19 protein-coding genes are annotated in these 20838 nt (G+C 63.6%); 6 read left to right on the top strand and 13 right to left on the bottom strand.

Annotated elements, in window-relative coordinates; all coding sequences use genetic code 11:
• Nucleotides 1-78 precede the first annotated feature (78 nt).
• Genes IE101_RS14590 through arsJ form a run of 3 tightly spaced genes read left to right on the top strand, consistent with a single transcriptional unit; the run spans nt 79 to nt 3163 of the window.
• Nucleotides 79-903 (top strand): metalloregulator ArsR/SmtB family transcription factor, encoded by an 825-nt coding sequence (locus IE101_RS14590; RefSeq protein WP_189634585.1) that lies wholly within the window; start codon nt 79-81, stop codon nt 901-903.
• A gap of 11 nt (nt 904-914) precedes the next feature.
• Nucleotides 915-1925 carry an ArsJ-associated glyceraldehyde-3-phosphate dehydrogenase gene (locus tag IE101_RS14595; protein ID WP_189634586.1) on the top strand — a complete coding sequence of 337 codons (1011 nt, stop codon included), beginning with the start codon at nt 915-917 and terminating at the stop codon, nt 1923-1925.
• A gap of 59 nt (nt 1926-1984) precedes the next feature.
• Nucleotides 1985-3163 (top strand): organoarsenical effux MFS transporter ArsJ, encoded by a 1179-nt coding sequence (gene arsJ, locus IE101_RS14600; RefSeq protein ID WP_229804208.1) that lies wholly within the window; start codon nt 1985-1987, stop codon nt 3161-3163.
• Between the two features lie 132 nt (nt 3164-3295).
• Here arsJ and IE101_RS14605 read toward each other — a convergent pair whose 3' ends face one another.
• From IE101_RS14605 to IE101_RS14660, 12 genes are all read right to left on the bottom strand, one after another.
• A complete protein-coding gene (locus IE101_RS14605) occupies nt 3296-4240 on the bottom strand; it encodes a sterol desaturase family protein (RefSeq protein WP_229804194.1) in 945 nt (314 codons plus the stop codon).
• Nucleotides 4241-4308: 68 nt separating this feature from the next.
• Nucleotides 4309-5211 (bottom strand): sugar phosphate isomerase/epimerase family protein, encoded by a 903-nt coding sequence (locus tag IE101_RS14610; protein WP_189634589.1) that lies wholly within the window; start codon nt 5209-5211, stop codon nt 4309-4311.
• A gap of 13 nt (nt 5212-5224) precedes the next feature.
• A complete protein-coding gene (locus IE101_RS14615; protein ID WP_189634590.1) occupies nt 5225-6406 on the bottom strand; it encodes a Gfo/Idh/MocA family protein in 1182 nt (393 codons plus the stop codon).
• Nucleotides 6407-6465: 59 nt separating this feature from the next.
• Nucleotides 6466-7269, bottom strand: coding sequence for an ATP-binding cassette domain-containing protein (locus tag IE101_RS14620; RefSeq protein ID WP_189634591.1), 804 nt, complete (start codon nt 7267-7269; stop codon nt 6466-6468).
• Nucleotides 7270-7280: 11 nt separating this feature from the next.
• Nucleotides 7281-8366: an ABC transporter permease gene (locus IE101_RS14625; RefSeq protein ID WP_229804195.1), complete on the bottom strand. Its 1086-nt coding sequence runs from the start codon at nt 8364-8366 to the stop codon at nt 7281-7283.
• A 75-nt stretch (nt 8367-8441) separates the two neighbouring features.
• The gene (locus tag IE101_RS14630; RefSeq protein WP_189634592.1) at nt 8442-9422 is read right to left on the bottom strand and encodes a substrate-binding domain-containing protein; all 981 of its coding nucleotides are present in this window, start codon (nt 9420-9422) and stop codon (nt 8442-8444) included.
• A 459-nt stretch (nt 9423-9881) separates the two neighbouring features.
• Entirely contained in the window at nt 9882-10706 is an 825-nt protein-coding gene (locus tag IE101_RS14635; protein WP_189634593.1) for a TIM barrel protein, read from the bottom strand.
• Nucleotides 10707-10733: 27 nt separating this feature from the next.
• Nucleotides 10734-11708 carry a Gfo/Idh/MocA family oxidoreductase gene (locus IE101_RS14640; RefSeq protein WP_189634594.1) on the bottom strand — a complete coding sequence of 325 codons (975 nt, stop codon included), beginning with the start codon at nt 11706-11708 and terminating at the stop codon, nt 10734-10736.
• Complete coding sequence (locus IE101_RS14645; protein ID WP_189634595.1) at nt 11705-12823, bottom strand: Gfo/Idh/MocA family protein; 1119 nt, start codon at nt 12821-12823, stop codon at nt 11705-11707. The genes IE101_RS14640 and IE101_RS14645 overlap by 4 nt, the downstream gene beginning before the upstream one ends.
• Nucleotides 12820-13800 (bottom strand): hydroxyacid dehydrogenase, encoded by a 981-nt coding sequence (locus IE101_RS14650; RefSeq protein ID WP_189634596.1) that lies wholly within the window; start codon nt 13798-13800, stop codon nt 12820-12822. Before IE101_RS14650 ends, IE101_RS14645 begins: the two co-directional genes overlap by 4 nt.
• Entirely contained in the window at nt 13800-14609 is an 810-nt protein-coding gene (locus tag IE101_RS14655) for an HpcH/HpaI aldolase family protein (protein WP_189634597.1), read from the bottom strand. Before IE101_RS14655 ends, IE101_RS14650 begins: the two co-directional genes overlap by 1 nt.
• Nucleotides 14606-16048 (bottom strand): NAD-dependent succinate-semialdehyde dehydrogenase, encoded by a 1443-nt coding sequence (locus tag IE101_RS14660; protein ID WP_229804197.1) that lies wholly within the window; start codon nt 16046-16048, stop codon nt 14606-14608. Before IE101_RS14660 ends, IE101_RS14655 begins: the two co-directional genes overlap by 4 nt.
• Before the next feature lie 109 nt (nt 16049-16157).
• Between IE101_RS14660 and iolD the strand changes: the two genes are divergently transcribed.
• From iolD to IE101_RS14675, 3 genes are read left to right on the top strand one after another with little or no spacing between them, the layout of a single operon-like run.
• Nucleotides 16158-18029 (top strand): 3D-(3,5/4)-trihydroxycyclohexane-1,2-dione acylhydrolase (decyclizing), encoded by a 1872-nt coding sequence (gene iolD, locus IE101_RS14665; RefSeq protein WP_189634598.1) that lies wholly within the window; start codon nt 16158-16160, stop codon nt 18027-18029.
• 15 nt (nt 18030-18044) lie between these two features.
• Nucleotides 18045-18938: a myo-inosose-2 dehydratase gene (gene iolE, locus IE101_RS14670; protein ID WP_189634599.1), complete on the top strand. Its 894-nt coding sequence runs from the start codon at nt 18045-18047 to the stop codon at nt 18936-18938.
• On the top strand, nt 18935-19747 hold the full coding sequence (locus IE101_RS14675; protein WP_189634600.1) for an SDR family oxidoreductase: 813 nt from the start codon (nt 18935-18937) through the stop codon (nt 19745-19747). Before iolE ends, IE101_RS14675 begins: the two co-directional genes overlap by 4 nt.
• 18 nt (nt 19748-19765) lie before the next feature.
• Here the strand turns inward: IE101_RS14675 and IE101_RS14680 are convergent, their stop codons facing one another.
• Nucleotides 19766-20632: a MurR/RpiR family transcriptional regulator gene (locus IE101_RS14680; RefSeq protein ID WP_189634601.1), complete on the bottom strand. Its 867-nt coding sequence runs from the start codon at nt 20630-20632 to the stop codon at nt 19766-19768.
• Between the last annotated feature and the right edge of the window lie 206 nt (nt 20633-20838).

Genomic DNA, 20838 nt, shown 5'->3' on the forward strand with positions numbered 1-20838 from the left:
ACGCGACGATGACCTGGATCAATCCCTTTTACAAAAGGTTCACTTGGACTGTGACATTATTTCCATTATTCCGGTTTTATGGAAATGATTGCAGCCACCCAAATCTTTGCCGCCCTCGGCCACCCCGGCCGCCTGTCGGTGTTTCGCATGTTGATGCGCCTCGCCCCGCAAGGCGCACGCCCGACCGAGATCGCCCAGACCCTCGGCATGGTGCAGAACACCCTGTCGCATCATCTGGCCGAGCTGGAACGCTGCGGGTTGATCCGGGCAGAACGGCAAGGCCGGTCCCTGTTCTATTCCGTCGATCTGGCCTGCACCGGGGCCTTGGTTGACTATCTGGTCATGGATTGCTGCCGTGGCCGCCCCGCCCTTTGCCAGACCCACCTTCGGAACCTGATCGACATGGATCAAAAATCGTTCAACGTCCTCTTCATCTGTTCGGGCAACTCCGCGCGCTCGGTCTTTGCCGAGGCGCTGCTCCGTGATCTTGGGCAGGGCCAGTTCCGCGCCTTTTCGGCAGGAACGCGCCCGGGTTCGCAGCTGAACCCCTTCGCGCTGGAGGTGCTGGCCCGCAATGGCCATGACACGTCCGCTCTGCGGTCAAAGCATCTGTCGGAATTTCAAACCCCGGATGCCCCGAAGATGGATTTTGTCTTTACCGTCTGCGACACCGCCGCGGCCGAAGAATGCCCGCCCTGGCCCGGACAGCCGATCAGCGGCCATTGGGGGTTGCCCGACCCGGTAAAAGCTACCGGAACCGAGGCAGAAAAGGGGCTGGTTTTCGCGCAGACCTACGCGGCCCTTCGCCGCCGCATCGCGGCCTTCGTCGCCCTGCCTTTTGCCCAGTTGGACCGGATTGCGCTGCAAGCCTCGGTCGATGACCTCTCCCGCGATCCCGCCTGAAGGAACCCGCCATGACACGTATCGCTTTGAACGGCCTCGGCCGCATCGGCAAGCTTGCGCTCCGCGATCTGATCGACACCGGAGCCGGGGGCGAGATCGCGCTGATCAATGATCCATCCGGGACGCCCGAACAGCATGCCCTGTTGATGGAATTCGACTCCGTCCATGGCCGCTGGAGGGCCGAGATCGAGCATGATGCCGAAAGCCTGACCTTGAATGGCGTGCGGGTCCGGGTGACTTCGGCCAAGCGGATCGAAGATCTTCCCTTGGCCGAGATGGGCATTGACGTGGTGATAGACTGCACCGGCGTTTTCAAGACCAAGGCAAAGATCGCACCCTATTTCGCAGCGGGGGTGAAGAAAGTTGTCGTCTCTGCCCCGGTCAAGGACGGCGGCGCCTTGAACATCGTCTACGGGATCAACCATGACGACTACGACCCCAAGATCCATGATGTGGTGACGGCGGCGTCCTGCACAACCAATTGCCTCGCCCCGGTGGTCAAGGTGATCCATGACGGCCTCGGCATTCGTCATGGGTCGATCACCACGATCCATGATGTCACCAACACCCAGACCATCGTCGACCGCCCGGCCAAGGACATGCGCCGCGCACGGTCGGCACTGATGAACCTGATCCCCACGACAACAGGGTCGGCCACGGCAATCACGCTCATTTATCCAGAGCTCAAGGGTCGCCTGAACGGCCATGCGGTACGGGTGCCGCTTTTGAATGCCTCGCTCACCGATTGCGTGTTCGAGGTGGAGCGGGCGACAACGGTGGAGGAGGTCAACGCCCTCTTCCAAGCTGCCACGGATGGCCCCCTGAAAGGCATCCTGGGCTATGAGACACGACCACTTGTGTCCTGTGACTTCACCAATGATCCGCGCTCGTCGATCATCGACGCCCCTTCGACAATGGTGATCAATGGCACGCAGGTGAAGATCTTTGCATGGTACGATAATGAATGGGGCTATGCCTGCCGTCTGGCCGACATCGTCCGCATGGTGTCGGGGTCACTGTGAACAGCCAGATCCAGAGCCTGCGTGCCTATGCGGCGGTGACAGCGGCCTATTGGGCCTTCATGCTTTCTGATGGCGCCTTGCGCATGCTGGTGCTTCTTCATTTCAACGGTCTGGGCTTCAGCCCGGTGCAGCTTGCATGGCTGTTCCTGCTCTATGAACTGGCGGGGATTGTCACAAATCTTGCGGCAGGATGGATCGCGGCACGGTTCGGCCTGGCAGTGACGCTGTGGTCAGGGCTGTTGATGCAGATCGTGGCCTTGGTCGGGCTCGCGCAACTGGATCCGGGATGGAGCATCGGTGCCTCTGTCGTCTTCGTGATGGCGGTTCAGGGGTTAAGTGGCGTGGCCAAGGACCTTGCCAAGATGTCGTCAAAATCGGCGGTCAAACTCTTGGCCCCGAAAGAGGATGGCGGCCTCTTCCGCTGGGTTGCCCTGCTGACCGGATCGAAAAATGCGGTGAAGGGTCTGGGCTTCTTCCTGGGCGCCGCGCTGTTGGCGCTGGCGGGGTTCCAGGGTGCGGTATGGGGGATGGCGGCGGTCCTTTCGGCGATCCTGATCGGGGTCTGGGCCTTCATGCCGGCCGGCCTGCCGATGGGCAGGAAGGACGCCAAGCTTTCCTCGATCTGGTCACAGGATGTGCGGGTTAACCGGCTCAGCCTGGCACGCATGTTTCTATTCGGGGCGCGCGATGTGTGGTTCGTTGTGGGAATTCCCGTCTATTTTCAGTCGATCCTGTCCGACGGAACCCCCGACAGCCGCCGAGCCGCCTTTTTCATCATCGGCAGCTTCATGGCGCTCTGGATCATTGCCTATGGCGCAGTGCAGACTGCGGCACCCAAGCTTTTGGCGACCAAAGGTCGACCCGAGTCTGAAGTCGTCGCCAGGACCATTGCCTGGGCTGGCTATCTGGTGCCGATCCCCTTTGCGCTGGCACTGGCCACAGGGGCGGCGGGCGCCCCGGCCCTGTGGCTGAGCGGTCTGCTCGTGATCGGGCTCCTCGCTTTCGGCTTCGTCTTTGCGGTCAACTCCTCGGTCCATTCCTATCTGATCCTCGCATTTTCCCGGGCAGAGCGGGTGAGCCAGGATGTCGGATTTTACTACATGGCGAATGCAGCCGGACGGCTGATGGGCACGCTCTTGTCGGGCGTCAGCTATCAACTGGGCGGTCTGCCGCTCTGCCTTGGAACCGCAGGGGTGATGGCCGCCTTGAACTGGCTTGCCGCACGCCGCCTGGCCTGAGCCACTGCACCACCCCACCTTGCGCGGCCTGACCGCCCCCCGGTAACAGGCCCGAAACGGGATGAGGCGGGGGGCATGACAGGCAGTTTCGCGGAGCAGGCCAGTGCAGGTCAGAGGTGTAAAAGTGAAACCTCAGCCCCTTGCGGCCATTTTGTCGCGCCGCCGTTTCATGCGTTGTTCCAGCACGGCATCCGAGGCAGCCGTCCCGTCGTGATAGGTGCCAAAGATCTTGTCCAGCGGCACTGTCCCGTCGCCATAATTCACCTCGAAATACTTGTGGTGCAGGTAGTGATTGTAGGTGTGGGTATCCATCAGCTTTTCATCCCCCAGCACGATCTTGTCGAAGCCGATATGACCGACGATCGAACCCAGCCCCGAAAGCTGCAGGTGATAGAGCGCAAAGAGCGGGTGGGCCGGCACCAGTAAATAGAGCAGCGAGCTGGAAAAGAAGAGAAGCTGTTCCACCGGATGCATCGACAAGGAGGACCAGGGGCTCGGGTTGACCGAGTTGTGGTGGACCGAATGGATGTGCTTGTAGAACCAGGGCCAGTGCAGCGGGCGGTGGATGCAGTAGAAATGGAATTCATGCCAGATTGGCACCGCTAGCCACAGCAGGACGAACCAGACCGGATGTGCGGAAAGGCTGCTCCAGGCGCCGATGCCATTGGCATAGCACCACAGGATCATCACCTCATAGGCGGTCCAGATCGGCACGCCCGTGGTGAAGGTGCGGATCGCGCCATCGATCGTCTGGGATTTGAACATGAAGACATCCGACTTGTTCTCGGACGGCCAGCGATGGTTGTATTTGAACTGGTTGCCCTGCTTGCGAAGCACATAGAGCCGAAGCTCCATCGCGCCGAAAAAGATCAGCACGGCCAGGGCATTGCGCCCCAGCAGCAACAGCACCCAACCCGGCGAAAGCGTGGCCAGCGTCTCCAGATCGGGCGTAAGGTAAACCCAATAGACCGTCGCCAGCCCCATGAACGCCAGGTTCCACGGCAGGAAATATCCATTCACGAAGGCGAAGATCTCGGCCGCCGACCAGGGCAAACGGTAGATGGGCGCAATCTTCAACGGTGTCTTCGGGGTCCAATCGCCGCGCTTGTTTCGGGTTCCGTATTTCAGATCATCCATCCCCGCGCTCACTTCTGCCAATAGGTGTCGATGTAGCGTTGCATCTCGGCGCGCATGAAGCGGCCGGATTGGTCGGCCCTGTCTTCCCAGGCGAAGACGCAGGCCGTCATGATCCCGTCAAAGCCGATCTCGGCCAGCGTGCCGAAGAAATCGTCCCAGGGCACCTCGCCCTGACCGATGTTCAGATGCTGATGCACGCGCGCCTGCGTGCCCGGCGGGTTGAGGATATAGCGCAACCCCGAGCTGGCCTTGTGGTTGAACGTGTCCCCGACATGGACATGGGCCAGCACATCGGCACATTCCCGCAGCATGGCGCGCGTGTCATCGCCAAAATAGAAGGTATGCGGCGCGCAGTAGAGGAATTTGACCCGCGGCGAATTCACGGTGCGGATCAGATCGACAGCAGGTTGCAGGGTTTCGACCCAATCCTCGGGATGGGGTTCGATATGCAGGTTGATGCCCTCGCGCTCCAGCAGGGGCACCAGCTCTTCCATCGACCGCCACCAAGCCTCTTCGCAGGTTTCGATCATGCTTCCGGTGTTGCAGCAGTAGCAGGACCCCTTGTCCGGGTGCGGCCCGCGCCCGAATTCGGAGTTCATGGTATCGACCTCCAACTCGACCGCGATCTCAATGGCACGTTTCCAGTGGCGGACGGCGGCCTGGCGTTCGGCCTCGTCATTCGAGGCCCAGCGATACATCGGCAGCAGCGAGGCGATCTTCACATTCTCGGCCGCCAGCGCCGCGCGGAAATCGCGGATGCGGTCAGGAAAGACGCGCGGCGCCTTGAACCACTCCAGAAAATCGGCGCGGGGCGAAAGCTCGATCCAGTCATAGCCCAGCTCGCGCACCTTGCGGGGCAGAGCGACCAGGCTCAGATGGCGGTGCATGAACGGGTCCAGGGCGATACGCATCTTTTCCCCCCGTTCAGCTCAGCGGAACCCAGCTGCCGCCAGCTTCATGGCTGTCGGCGGCCGAATTGATGAAGCGCACCCCGCGCGATCCGGTGTGAATGTCGGGCAGGTTCAGCAGCCCCTCGGGCACGGCTTCGCCTTTGCGGCGCGCGGCCACGGCGATGGCGATTTCACGGTAAAGACTGCCCCAGGCATCCGAGAGGGATTCGCCATGCCCCCGCGGCAGCAGGACCATGCGTTCGGCGGCAGGCACGACACCCGCCCCATGGCCGCGGACGATGATCTGTTCGGGCGCATTGAGGGGGGTGTAGCGCAGGGTTTCGGGGAATTCCTGATCCCACTGCAACCCGCCCTTGTCGCCATAGATGCGGAAGCGCAGGGCGCAGTAATTGCCGGGGGCGGCCTGAGTGATCCACATGGCCGCGGGCGCGCCATTGGCCAGCCGCAGGTTCAGGAAGGCGGTATCCTCCATCGCCTTCGGGGCGCCGCAGACGTGAAAATCGGCGCGTAGATGGGTGACCGTCTGCCCGGTCACAAACTCCAGCATCTGGAAGGCATGCGACCCGATATCTCCCGTGGCCGAAGCCCGCCCGATCCGCGCGGGATCGCGTCGCCAGGCCAGGCTTTTGGAGTTCGGGTCATCCGGCCCCGTCGCCCAATCCTGCGCGTATTCGACCTGAGCCTGCCGCACAGTGCCGATCGCCCCGGCGCGGATCATCTCCTGCGCCTGACGGGCCATCGGGTGGTAGGGATAGGGGTGTGTCACGGCGAAGACGACGCCTGTTTCGCGCTGACGCTGTTCCAGCGCCAGACAGTCTTCCCGCGAAAGGGTCATGGGTTTGTCGCAGATGATGTCGATCCCCACATCCATGAAGGCTTCGGCGATCATGCGGTGCGACCAGTTCGGGGTGCAGATGGCCACGGCCTCGATCCCGTCGGGGCGGGCGGCCTCGGCGCGGGCCATTTCGCGCCAGTCGTCATAGATGCGATCCTCGGCCAGCATCCAGTCGCGCCCCGAGCTGCGCGCCGTTTCCGGGTCCGACGACAGCGCCCCCGCCACCAGATCCCAGCGGTTCGAAAGCCGCGCCCCCGACCAGTGCCACTGCCCCACAAGGGCGCCACGCCCACCCCCGACAATGCCGAGGCGCAGCCTGCGTTCTGCGGGCGGATAGAATTCAGTTCCGGCAAGACCCATTGAAATACCAAGTCCATCTGATTGCGATTGAAGGGAAAAGGGCGGCCTTTCGGCCGCGCTCAGGTGCGGATGACGTGATCCGTCACCTCTTCGATGGTGGTGTCTTCCTTGCGCGCCTCGAAGACCTTGGTGCCGTGGCTCATCACCACGAAGCGGTCGCAAACCTGGAAGGCGTGATAGAGGTTGTGCGTAACCAGAACACTTGAGGTGCCCTCGCGCTTGAGATCGCGGACATAGGCCAGCAGATGTTCGGTTTCGCGCACCGACAGCGCCGAGGTCGGTTCATCCAGCAGCAGGATATTGCGCTTGAAATGCACCGCCCGCGCGATGGCCACGGCCTGTTTCTGGCCGCCAGAGAGAAAGCCCACCTCCTTGTCCGGGTTGTCGATGCCGGAAATCTGCACCGCGCTGCCCAGGATCTGGATCGCCACCTCCTGCATGCGGCGATGATCCATGAACCCCCAGCGGTTCACGAGTTCCCGCCCCAGAAAGATGTTGCGCGTGATCGACATGGAATCGACAAGGGCGATGTCCTGATAGATCGTCTCGATCCCCGCCGCCTCGGAGTCTGATCGGTTGCGGATCTCGGTGCGCTTTCCGTTCACATAGATCTCGCCCGAGGTCGGCGGGTTGATCCCCGAGATCATCTTCACCAGCGTCGATTTCCCGGCGCCGTTGTCGCCCAGAAGACCCACCACCTCATTGCGGCCGATGTGGAAATTCATGTTGTCGAGCGCGGTGAAAGACCCGTAGCGCTTGCAGATGTTACGCATCTCGTAAAGCGGGGTCTCGGTCGGGACCAGGCCAGCACCGGGATGGCCTGCAAGGCCGGCGGGGCGCAGCGGTTCGGTATGCACAGTCATTCGGGCCTCCATTACGCCCTGCCACGGCGGATTGCGGTGTTCATGACGACGGCGATGACGATCAGCGCACCGACGAACATGTCGAAGTAGAAGGCGGGGGCGCGCAAAAGAAGCAGCACGTCCTGAATGGTGAAGACGAGCGCGGTGCCCAGCACGATCCCGAGGATCGAGCCCCGGCCCCCGTTCAGGGCAAAGCCGCCGATGACGCAGGCCGCGATGGTCTGCAGCTCCATCCCCAGGCCGCCGCCCGGCTGGATCGACCCCACGCGGGTCGCCGCGATCACGCCCGACAGTGCCGCCATGAAGCCCGCGATGGCAAAGGCGATGGCCTTGGTGCGGTTGGGATTGATGCCGATGGCCACGGCCGCGTTGCGGTTGCCCCCCACGGCGTAGAAGTGGTTCCCCAGCCGGTGATGATGCAGCAGGAAATAGAACAGCAGCGCAAAGGCCAGGAACCAGATCATCGAGGCATGGATGATCCCCAGCCCGCCACCGAAAAGGGTGGCAAAGGGCTCGGTCGGCTTGAAGCGCAGCGCCGAGGCGCCATGCACCAGCAGCGTCGTGCCCTTCCACAGCAGCATGCCGCCCAGCGTGGTAATGAAGGACGGGATATTGAAGCGCAGCGTGACGAAGGCATGCAACAGCCCGATCGCCACCCCGAGTGTCAGCGCCACGGCCATCGCCGCGAAGGGGGCAAGGGCGCTATGCGGGTCCATGCCGATATCGCCCAGCATGGCATTGGCCAGATTGGCGCAGACGATCGACAGCAGCGAATAGACCGCCCCGACCGACAGGTCATATTCCCCCGCCACCATCAGCACCCCGACGCCAAGCGCCATGATGCCGGGCACCGCGATGGATTTGAGCAGAACCGACAGGTTCGCTGGAAGGAGGTAGCGAAAGCTTTCAGGAAAGAGCAAGGCGCCGATGATGCAGCAGAGCTGCACCAGAACGAACATGACCGCGATCCCGCCTTCGGGGCGGTCACGGACCCAGTCCATGACCTTGACGGTAAGCGGTCGTTTGGCGCGGTCCGAAACGGCGCGGCGGATGTGATCGGATTGCGAATGGATAGGGTCGGAATGGGCTGCTGTCATCTGGCTCACCTGCGTGGGTCTGGTGGAGGGGCGCCGCCGCGCAAACCGTCGCGGCACCCCGTGATGAAGGGGCGGTCAGCGGACCGGACCGGCCCATTCAACGGCCTTTTCAAAGTTGGACTTGTCGATCAGCCCCGTGCCGCCGGTGTCCATCTCGGACGGGTAGAGCCCGTATTTGAGATTGAGCGCGAGCTGGGTCACCGCGTAATAGCCTTGGCTGTAGGGTTGCTGGTCGACGGTGGCCGTCAGCTCGCCGTTCTTGATGTTTTCAAGGATCTCGGACGACACATCGAAACCACCCGCCGGGATCGACATCCCCGCATCGCGGATCGCCTGCACCGCCTGGCTGGTCGGGGTCTGGCCCAGACCGATCACCGCAGCCGTATCGGGATGACCCAGCAGATACTGCGTCATGAGGTTGAGCGCCTGTGCATGGTCATTCCCCGTCCCGAGGATTTCCGAGGTGGCCCCGATTTCATCCAGCGCCTTCTGCACCCCGGCATGACGTTCGACGGCATAGGTGGCCTGCGGCGCCTCGACCGGGGTGAAGACGACATCCCCCTTTTTCAGGCCGTGTTCCGCGATCATGCGCTTGCCCAGCACATAGCCCGCATCAACGAAATTCTGCCCCATGAAGGCCATGCGGCAGGTCGAACCCGGCGCCCCGTGGCGTGAATCATCAATGTTGAAGGTGACGACCGGGATCCCCTCGTTCATCGCCTTGCAGAGAACATCGATATAGGCGTTGTCATCGGCGATGTTCACGGCGATGGCACTGACCTTGTTCGCAATCCCGGTTTCAAGAATGCCAAGCTGGTGCTGTTGGTCCTCTTCGCCAAATTGCACGTCGATGTTCACACCCTGCTGAAGTGCGGCATCCTTGGCGCCGTTCACCACCGCCTCGAAGAACGGGTTGGACGACTGCGACCACGGCACGAATAGGATGTTGATATGGGACCAGTCCTTTTCCTGGGTTTGGGCAAAGCTTGCCCCCGCCCCCAGAACCAAGGTTGTCGCGGCGGCCAATGCGGCGGTCTTGAACTTGTTCAGGCTCACGTTCTTCCTCCCTTGTTTCGGCGATGATCTTCGCCGTTCCCGGAAGCGATGGCTCCGGGTTGTCCCTTTTTTCGACGTCTGGCGGCTCCTCCCGCTGCGGGGGTTTTTCCCCTCGCCAAAGGATGCTGCATTTATTTATGACAATAGTCAATATGTTGCAATTTTTATTGTTATTTCATTTTATAATGCAAAAACAACATATTGCTACGAATTACGAAGCATGGCCACGCGCACCGCGAATCGCATGAAATACAATGTGTCAATTATTGATGATGTTTGGTCTATGATGCGGTTGCCACGACATCACCGGGTAGTCCGCCCAAGTACCGACAGTCCCTGCCCCAAGCCGAGGACCGACGCAGATCGCCCCGATCACAGCGATGGCCGGTGTAAATTTCCGGCCCCTCAGTGGGCTTCAGCGCGATGTGACGCCACGGGCAAAGGCGCGCATCGCCGCCGTCATTGACCCGCGCCGCTGGCAGCGGCAACAAAATCGAGGCTGGCCCGCAGGCGCGCCGCCAATTGGGGATCAGATTGCACCGAGGGGCTGAAAGGCTCCATCGAGACAAACCCGTCATAGCCCGCAGCCCGCAGCGCCCGCAGTTGGCCGATGTTGCCGACGCGATCATCAAGGAAAACGAGCCCGCGGTCGGGTTCATTCAGATCCCCCGGCGCAAGATCGGCGCGCGGAATGCCCGAGATATGGACCAGTCCGATCCGGTCGGGAAACACCGCGCTATCCCCGCAGCGATAATACTGGAACGTGTCGAAGCACAGCTGGTAGACGTCCCATCCATCGACATCGGACACGGCGGCAACCGCCACATCCTGTCGCGTCAGGGTCGAACCGCGCATCCCGAGCGGCTCAACATATCCGATCATCCCGTGATCCATCAGGATCGGACGCAGATTTTGCAGGGCGGTACGAAGGTTGCGTGCGCTCTCCGCCTCTGACCAGCCGTGGCCGGGATCATGCACCGGGCACAGCACCACCCCCGGCGCACCCAGGGCCGCGGCATAGGCGATGATCCGTTCGGCCTCAACGGCCCGAGCGGGCGACCAGTCATTGAAGCGTTGCAGCGCGTTGACCGAGGCGATGGCCAGCCCTGCCCCATCAACCCGCGCGCGGACCTCGGCTGCAGGCGTGCCATCGGCGAATTCGCGGCCTTCGATATCATTGCGGATCTCGACCGCCTGCGCCCCGGCGGCCACCGCAAGCGCAAGGAAGTCCGTCAGCGGCAACTGCGGCGCGCAGGTGCGGTTCAGGGCAAGGCGGAGGGGCATCTTCGAATCCTTCGGTCAAGGCAGATGTCAGCGGTAGAAATCGGGGCGCGGGGCAAGCGTGAGCGACACCTTGCCGCAACCCCCCAATGCCGCCACGATCTGCTCTGCAATGGTCGTTGCAACATACCCATCCCAGGCCGAAGCCCCGACCGGCACCCCTGTCGAAACCGAGCGCACCCAGGCCCCCATCTGACGGCGATAGGCATCCCGGAAGCGTGGCACCCAGTTCTCCGAGTAGCGGTGACCATGCTGCATCGCGCTGTTCGTCAGCATGACCGCAGGTTGGGCCATCTCTACCGTGCCGCTTCGGCCGACGATCTGGGCATGGACGTGATAGCCGTAGCACGCATTCATGAAGACCTCGGTCGAAATCAGTTCGCCCCGCTCCGTCTCTAGCGTGATCAGCAGGGGGTCACGGCCGGGGGCGGCATGAACCATGGCTGAAACGGGTTCGGACCCAAGCAACCAACGACTGATGTCGATCTCATGCACGAAGGAATTGGTGATTGCCATTGCGCCGGTGAACCAGTCTGGCGCCCCGGCGTTGCGGTGAGTGTTGTGCAGCAGCACGGGTGGGCCGATCAGCCCATCCTCGGTGCTGCGCTTCATGTCGCAATAGGCGGGATCGAAACGCCGCATATAGCCCACCTGCAAAAGCCTGCGCCCAACGCCCGCCTCCGCGTTGACGATCTGCAGGGCTTCCCCGGCCGTCAGGGCAAGCGGTTTTTCGCACAAGGCCGGTTTACCCGCCGCAAGACAGGCCAGCGCCAGCCCCGCATGTGTCGCGTCGGGCGATGCAATGACCACCGCCTCGACCCGGTCCGAGGCGATCAGCGCGAAGGGATCGTCAAAGACATCTGCCCCCGCGGCCAGCGTGCGGGCCCGCGCAGCATCGGCGTCGCAAATGGCCACCACCGCAGCCCCCGCGGTTTCCTCGCGCAAGAGGCGCAGATGTTCGGCCCCCATCACGCCCAGACCGATGACCCCGACCTGCAGGGTCATTGCACATCCCTCCAGCGCTGGTCGCGGCTGCTGGTCTGGATCGCTTCCACCAGCGTCTGGATGCGAAGCCCCTTGCGGAAGTTGAAAGGCTCTGCCGTCTTGCCTGCAATGGCATTGACATAGCCTGCAACCTCGATCGCCTTCAGATCGTTGAAGCCCAGCTGATGGCCCGGCGCGACACAGAAGAGGCCATAGGGCGCATGGTCCGGCCCCGCCTCGATCCGGCGGAACCCCTGCCGACCTTTGGCATCGGCGGTGCTGTAGTAGTGCAGGACGTTGAAGTGTTCCTGGCTGAAGGCGAGCGCGCCCTTGGTGCCGTAGATTTCAAAATCATGCTGCATCTTGCGCCCGGTGGCGATCCAGTTGCCCTCTATGCTGCCGGTCGCGCCGTTTTCAAACCGCAGGAAGGCGCGGCCCACATCATCGGTCACCACCTCGCGCCGCCCCCCTTTGCCATCAGGGCGGGTCGCGATCATGGTGACGCAATCGCCCATCACGCGGGTGATCGGGCCACAAAGGAATTCGGCCGTGGCAAGGGCGTGGCTACCGATATCGGCCAGCGCCCCGCCCCCGGCGGGATCATGGCGAAAGGTAAAGGCGCCCTCGGCATCGGCCATGTAATCTTCGCAATGGATGCCGCGATAGCCGCGGATTTCCCCCAGTTCGCCTGCGGCGATCATCTCACGTGCAAGGCCGATCATCGGGTTGCAAAGGTAGTTGAACCCGACTTGCGTCTTCACGCCCGCCGCCTCGGCCGCCAGCGCCATTTCCCGCGCATCTGCCGCAAGGGGGGCCAGCGGTTTTTCGCAATAGACATGCTTGCCCGCCCGGATCGCGGCCAGCGACATCTCCTTGTGCAGGGCATTGGGGGCGGTGATGTCCACGACGTCGATCTCGGGGTTGTCGATGATGCGCCGCCAGTCAGCGGTGGCATGGGCAAAGCCGAAGGCCGCCGCCGCCCGGGCCGCCGCTTCCGGGGTGATATCGGCCACGGTATGCAGCTCAAGCTCATAGGGCAGGTCGAAGACGCGAGGAGCCGAGGCAAAGCCGAAAACATGGGTCTTGCCCATGAAGCCCGTGCCGATCAGGCCGATACGCAGTTTGGGTTTGGTCATTTCACATCTTCCCGGCGGGCGATCCCCGCACGATTGACGACAAGCGCGGGATCAAGCTGCCCCGCAAAGAAATCGAGCACGTTCTGCACCGAATGCACGGCAAGCCGCTCGGCGCCCTCGGCTGTCAGCCCGCCGATATGGGGCGAGAGCAGCACCTGGTCGAACGCCAGAAGCGGATGGTCCGGCGCAGGCGGTTCATCGTCAAAGACATCAAGCCCCGCCGCCCCGATACGCCCCGCGCGCAGCGCCGCAGCCAGTGCGGCTTCATCGACGATCCCGCCCCGCGCGGTGTTGACCAGCACGGCACCGGGCTTGACCCGCGCAAGCTCGACCGCTCCGATCACCGGGCGGTCAGCGCGGGGCATATGAACCGAGATCACATCCGCCTGCGCCAGCGCATCCGCCAGATCGCCGACCGGGCGGACCGGCCCCGGGGGCCAGCCCTGCCGTTCCAGCCAGGGATCATGGGCAATGACGGTCATGCCAAAGGCCGCGGCCAGACCCGCAAGATGGCGCCCGATGCGACCATAGCCCAGCACCAACAGCGTCTTGCCCCGCACCTCGGCCGCCTCGAGCCGGTTGCGCCACCCCCAGAATGCGGGGTCGCGCACGGCCCTGTCGGCACGCAGGACGCGCTTGGTGGCGGCCAGGATCATCATCATCGCATGCTCTGCCACGGCCACGGTGTTCACATCGCCCACCACGGCCAGCGCGATCCCCCGCGCCTCAAGGGCGGCTACATCGACGGCATCGAACCCCACCCCGTGGCGCGAAACGATCTTCAGCCGCCCGGCCTCGGCGATGGTCGCGGCACGCAGCGGTTGGGTCCGCAGGATCAGCGCATCTGCCGCCCCGATCCGCGCGGCGTAAGAGGGTTCAGAAACCTCCTCGACCAGATCGAACGTCACGTCCGGGGAATCCTGCAAGAGGCGCAGGCCCGAAGGGTGGATCTGGCCTGCGACCAACACATGCGGCATCAGTAGCCCCCCTTTTCATTCGGGCGCGCGATGCCCTCGGTGGCCTTGCGGAACCCTGCCACGGCAGCCCCGGCGGCAGCGGCCAGAAAGCGGCTGTCCCCCCCGACGGTGGTCAGATCAAACCCCCAGCCGATGGCGCGGGCGGCATATTCCGGCGTGCCGCAATGCAGGCCCGCGCGCAGACCATGGGCGCGACAGGCGGCAACGATGGTCTGCAGAGCGGCGATCATTTCCGGCTCTTCCCGGTCGAAGCCGGGCGCAAGCCGCCCCTGAGTGAGCGAGAGCGTCAGATCTGCCGGACCGACATACAGCCCGTCCAGACCCGGCGTGGCGGCAATGGCGTCAAGGTTCGCCATGCCCTCGGCGGTTTCAATCATGGCAAAGGCAAGGATCTGGTCATTGGCCTCGGCCGCGTAATTCGCACCGGCGGCAAAGGACACGCGCGTGGGGCCGAAGCTGCGCTGCCCCAGCGGCGGATAGCGCAGATAGCTGACAAACCGGGCTGCCTCTGCAGCCGTGTTCACCATGGGGCAGATGATGCCATAGGCCCCGGCGTCCAGCGCTTTCATGATGATGCCGGGTTCCAGCCAGGGCACGCGCGCCATCAGCGTGGCCCCGCTCGCGCGCATTGCCTGGAACATGGGCAAGAGGGCGCTGTAATCCAGCGCGCCGTGCTGCATGTCGATGGTCAGGCTGTCAAACCCCTGCGCCGCCATGATTTCTGCCGTGAACGGATTGCCGATGCTGCACCAGCCGTTCAAGGCGGGCCGTCCCTCGGCCCAGATCTGTTTCAACCTGTTCGGGATCATGCCCACACCATTTGGCTGGATTTCACATCAAGGTAATCGCGGATGCCTTCGGCCCCGCCTTCGCGGCCCATTCCGGAATGGTTGGTGCCGCCAAAGGGGGCTTCCGAGGCCGCCATGGCGAAAGAATTGATCCCCACCATCCCCGCCTTCAGCCCCGCGACCATGCGGCGCGCGCGGGCCGGGCTGCGGGTGAAGGCATAGGCAGACAGGCCCATGTCGCTGGCATTGGCGCGGGCCAGCGCCTCATCCTCGGTCCGGAAGGCGCTGATCGCGGCGATGGGGCCAAAGTTTTCTTCGGCCATGACCGGCATGTCATCGGTGCAATGCGTCAGCACGGTGGGTTCAAAGAAATGGCCGGTGTTGAAGCCCGGCGCCCTTTGCCCGCCCGTCGCCAGCTGCGCCCCCGCCGCCAGCGCCCCGGAAACGATACGCTCCATTTCCGCCAGACGCCCCGCATTGATCAGCGGCCCCATGCCCACCGCAGGGTCCAGCCCATCGCCCAGCCGGATCGCCCGCGCACGGCGGACAAAGCCTTCGACAAAGGCATCCTGCAGGCTCTCATGCACATAAAACCGGTCACCCGTGACGCAGACCTGCCCGGCATTGGCGAATTTCGTCGGCACGCACAGGTCAAGCGCCGCCTCCAGATCGCAATCCTCATGCAGGATGACCGGGGCATTGCCGCCAAGCTCCATCGACACCTTTTTCAGCGTCGCCGCCGCATCGCGGATCATCTGCTGGCCCACGCGGGTCGATCCGGTCAGGCTGACCTTGCGGACCCGCTTGTCAGCCATCAGCGGCGCATAGGTCGCGGCGGTGGGGCCGATGATCAGGTTGACTGCACCGGCGGGCAGGGTTCCCGCGCGGATGCAGTCAACCATCACCATCGCCACGCCCGGTGTCTGCGAGGACGGGCGCAGGATGACCGAACAGCCTGCCGCAAGGGCGGGAGCGACCTTGCGCGCAATCAGGGCTGCCGGGAAATTCCAGGCGGTGAAGGCCGCCACGATGCCGACGGGTTCATGATGCACCTCGAACCGCCCGTTCGGCACGCGGCTTTCGACGATGCGGCCATAGATGCGGCGGGCCTCTTCGGCATACCAGCGGAACTGATCGATGCTGAGACCCCATTCCCGGCCCGCCTGGGCGATGGGTTTCCCCGTCTCGGTCGAGATCATGCGCGCCGCCTCATCGGCGCGGCGGGTCATTTCATCGGCGATGCGGTGCAGGGCCTCGGCGCGGTCGAAGGCCGGGGTGGCTGACCAGACGGCAAGGCCCCTTGCAGCCGCCTCGATCGCGGCGGCGGTATCGGCTGCGGATGCCACCGGGCATTGACCCAGGGGCTGTTCCGTCACGGGGCTGAACACCGGCGCCGTGGCCCCGCCGCTCGCCGCGCACCAGGTGCCACCGATGTAAAGCCCGAACCCTGCGTAGATCACCTTGCATCCTCCCGATTCATCTTATGCAATATTCATTGCCAATAACATCTATTGTCAACTTATAATGCTCACCATTATGGTCACGACGCATATCGAGGGAGGAGGCATCATGGAACGCTCGACGATTCGCCTGACGATGGCGCAGGCGCTGGTGCGCTGGTTGACAGTGCAATTCACCGAAATTGACGGCCAGCGCGTGCCGCTGTTCGGCGGGGTGTTCGGGATTTTCGGCCATGGCAATGTGACCTGCCTGTCCGAGGCGCTGGAGGGCGTGCAGGATCGCCTGCCCACTTGGCGGGGGCAAAACGAACAGTCCATGGCCTTGGCGGCCATCGGCTTTGCCAAGGCCAAGCGGCGGCGGCAGATCATGGTGGCGACATCATCCATCGGGCCGGGCGCGCTGAATATGGTGACGGCGGCGGGAACGGCCCATGCCAATCGCCTGCCGGTGCTGTTGATTGCGGGCGATACCTTCACCAACCGCCTGCCCGACCCGGTGCTGCAGCAGCTTGAGCATTTCAACAACCCCACCCTCACCGCCAATGACGCCTTCAAGGCAGTGACACGTTACTGGGACCGCATCACCCACCCCGCGCAGATCATCAGCTCACTCCCGCAGGCGGTGTCGGCCATGCTGGACCCGGCAGATTGTGGCCCCGCCTTCATCGGCCTGCCGCAGGATACGCAGGAAATTGCCTTCGACTATCCGGTTGAATTCTTTGAAGACCGCCTGTGGCGCATCCCCCGCCCCCGCGCCGACCGTCAGGCGGTGATCGAGGCTGCCGCCCTGCTGCGGACGGCGCAAAAGCCGCTGATCGTCTCTGGCGGGGGCGTGCGCTATTCCGGGGCCGAGGATGCGCTCGCCCGCTTTGCCGCCGCGCGCGGCATCCCGGTGGTGGAAACCATCGCGGGGAAAGGCGGGCTGACGCATTACCACCCGGTCCATGCCGGGCCGATCGGGATTGTCGGCTCCACCAGCGCCAACAGCCTTGCGGCAGAGGCGGATGTGATCCTGGCCATCGGAACGCGGTTGCAGGATTTCACCACCGGATCATGGACGGCCTTCGCGCGCGACGCCCGCTTCATCGCCATCAATGCCGCGCGCCATGATGCGGTCAAGCATCGGGCGCTGGCGGTGCAGGGCGATGCGCTGGAAACCATCGGGGATCTGGATCAGGCGCTGGGATCCTGGGTTGCCCCCGCCGCTCACCTGCCCCGCGCCAAGGCCCTGTTTGCCGAATGGGATGCGCTGCTCGACAGCCATCAGGCGCCGACCAATGCGCCGATCCCAACCTATGCCCAGGTGGTGCAAGTGGTGAATGCGGCCGCGGGCGAGACGGATACCCTGATTTCCGCCGCTGGTGGCATCCCCGGGGAAGTGGCGAAGGGGTGGCGCGTCAAGGCGCCCAATACCTTCGATCTGGAATTCGGCTTTTCCTGCATGGGCTATGAAATTGCCGCGGGCTGGGGCTGCGCCATGGCGCAGGACGGCCCCGGCGCCGCCGGCGGCACCCCCATCGTAATGCTGGGCGACGGCACCTACATGATGATGAATTCCGACATCTATTCGGCCGTCCTTTCGGGCCACAAGATGATCGTCATCGTCTGCGACAATGGCGGTTATGCCGTGATCAGCCGCTTGCAACAGTTCAAGGGCGTGCCGGGTTTCAACAATCTGCTCAAGGACTGCCGTATCCAGACCCCCGAGAACCCGCTGCATGTGGATTTCGCTGCCCATGCTGCCGCCATGGGTGCGGCAACACGCCAGTGCCACAGTCTTGCAGATCTGGCCGCAGCACTCCAATGGGCCAAGGGCAATGACCGCACCACAGTTCTGTCCATCGTGACCGATGCCTATGCCTGGGTGCCGGGTGATGCTGATTGGGATGTGGGCGTCCCCGAGGTGTCGGAACGCGACAGCGTCCGGCAGGCCCGCGCCCAGCAAGATGCCATCCGCGCCAAGCAGCGCATCGGAATTTGAACGAGGGTTACAAAGATGAAAGCAAAACTTGGCATCGCCCCCATCGCCTGGTGGAATGATGATCTGGCGGAACTGTCCGATGACGTGAGCCTTGAGGAATGCCTCCGCCAGGCTTCGGTCGCGGGGTTCACCGGCATGGAAACCGGGCGCCGCTTCCCGATGGACATGGCCGAACTTGGCCCGATCCTGTCAAGATATGGCATTTCCGTCTGCGGGGGCTGGTTTTCCGGTCTTCTGCTTGATGGCGATCTTGAAGCCGAAAAGGACCGCATCGCCCAACAGCTTGCGTTCTTCAAGGCGGCGGGGGCGCCCTGCATCGTCTATGGCGAAACGGCGCGCAGCATTCAGGGGGTGAAATCGGCGCCGCTGGCCACGAAACCCTGCCTGACCGAGGCCGAAATGGCCGCCTATGGCCGCAAGATCAGCGACTTCGCCGATTGGTGCGCCGGTCAGGGGATGCCGATCAGCTATCACCACCATATGGCCGCTGTCGTGGAAACCGAGGCCGAGCTGGACCTGCTGATGAAACATTCCAGCGTGCCCTTGCTGTTCGATGCCGGGCATATGGCCTTTGCGGGCGGTGACAATCTGCGCGTGATCGACACCCATCACGCGCGCATCACCCATGTTCACACCAAGGACATCCGCCGCGCCGTGGTCGATGGGCTGGACCGTGGCCGCGAAAGCTTCCTTGACGCCGTGGTGAAGGGCGCTTTCACCGTTCCGGGCGACGGAAGTCTGGATTTCGAGGCCATCGTGAAGGCCTTGGCCGCCAAGGGCTATCTGGGATGGTTCGTGGTCGAGGCGGAGCAGGACCCCAAGGTCTCGCCGCCGCTGGACATGGCGATCAAGGGCCATGCCGAGCTGCTGCGGGTGATGGCGGCCGCGGGATATGAGGTGGTGCAATGAACCGGATGGATGGCAAGATCTGCGTCATCACCGGGGCGACGCAGGGCCTCGGGGCGGCGATTGCGCGGCGCCTTGCGGCGGCGGGGGCCGAGGGGATCATCATCACCGGGCGCAATGCCGAACGGGGCGCCCGGGTCGCGCGCGAGATTGCCGAAACCCACGGCATTGCGGCGCATTTCCTGCGCGCCGATCTTGCACGGGTCGAGGATTGCCGCGCCGTCCTTGCCAAGGCCGACCGCCTGTTCGGCCGGGTCGATGTGCTGGTGAATGCCGGGGCATCGACCACGCGGGGGACCATTCTGGACACTTCGCCCGAAACCTTCGATGCGCTGTTCGCCACCAATGTCCGCGGCCCCTATTTCCTGATGCAAGAGGCGATCCGCCTGATGATCGCCAAGGGAACGTCAGGGGCCATCTGCAACATCGGCTCGATTTCCGCGCTGGCCGGGCAGCCCTTCATCAACGCCTATTGTGCGACCAAAGGGGCGCTGACCACGCTGACGGCAAATACCGCCTTCTCCGTCATGGCAAACCGCATCCGCGTGAACCAGCTGAACGTGGGCTGGATGGCGTCAGACCATGAACGCGCCCTGCAGGCCGAAAGCGGCGACCCGGACTGGGAAGCGAAAGCCGCTGCCGCCCTGCCCTTCGGTCGTCTGGTAGACCCCGCCGAGGCCGCGCGGGCGGTCAATTATCTGGTCTCCGACGACGCCGGGCTGATGACCGGCGCCATCGTGAATTTCGACCAGTCGGTCTGGGGGGCGGTGTCCGAAGGGATGCCGGTGCCCAAGGGGCCGATGCAGGTCTGACGCGAGGCGCGGGGCCGATCAGGGCCCCGTCACCACCGGAATGCGCGGGTCGCGGCTGTTCTTCTGCAGCCGCGACGCCAGCGCCACGCAAAGCGCCTGCGCCAGACACATCGGCGCCGCCAAACTGCGCGAGAAGGTGTATTCGTGTTCCGGCACCGCAAACAGCACGCGCGCAAGCTTGGCATAGGGCGACAGGGTGCTGTCGGTCAGCGCAAGGATCGGCACGCCGCGCCCGGCGGTTTCCTCGGCCACGTTCACGACCTCGGTCGCATAGAAGCGGAACGAAACGACAAAGAGCATATCCTCGGGCCGGGCCACCTTGGCCATATGCGTGGCAAGACCGCCACCGGGATCAAGCAAGACCGTGCGCTTGCCCAGCATCGTCAGCACATAGCGCAACAGCTCGACCACCGGGACGGACCGCAGCTGGCCCAGCAGATAGACCGTATCCGCCTGTTCCAGAAGCTCGGCCGCGGCGGCAAGACTGGCCGGATCAATCGTGGCCAGCAGATCCTGCAACGAGGCGACATCGCGGGTGACAAGATCGGCAAGAAAGCCAAGCTCTCCCTCTTTCGCGCCGCCCAGTTCCGCCTCAAGCGCGCGGACCCGGGCATCGAACCCCGGCGCCGCGGTCGAAAGCCGCCGCTGGAACACGGCCTGCAATTCCTTGAATCCTTTGTAACCGAGCGATTGGGCATAGCGCACAAAGCTTGAGGCATGGATGCCGCATTTGGCCCCGATCGCATTGACCGACAGCACCGCCACATCATTGGGGTTCTGCGTCAGGTAAAGCGCGATCTTCTGATAGGACTTGCTCATGTCCTCATAGCGATCATGGATCAGCTTGATCAGCTCTTCATAGCTTTCGGGCGGGCGGTACGACATCGGCAATTTCCTTCAAAGCAGGCAAAAACCCGCCCGACCATCGAGCATGCTGCACAGAAGTTTGTCAATCACATCGCAATGCACCGATCACTGCATGGCGCGGCACCAATGGGGATGAACTGCGGCATCCCGCCCAAGAACGATGGTTTTGACCTGCCCTGCAGTCGGCATTCAGGCCATCCGATCGGGCGAGGGCAGCACTTGAC

It is taken from the genome of Gemmobacter lanyuensis (assembly GCF_014652355.1).
GTDB classification, from domain to species: Bacteria; Pseudomonadota; Alphaproteobacteria; order Rhodobacterales; family Rhodobacteraceae; genus Gemmobacter; species Gemmobacter lanyuensis.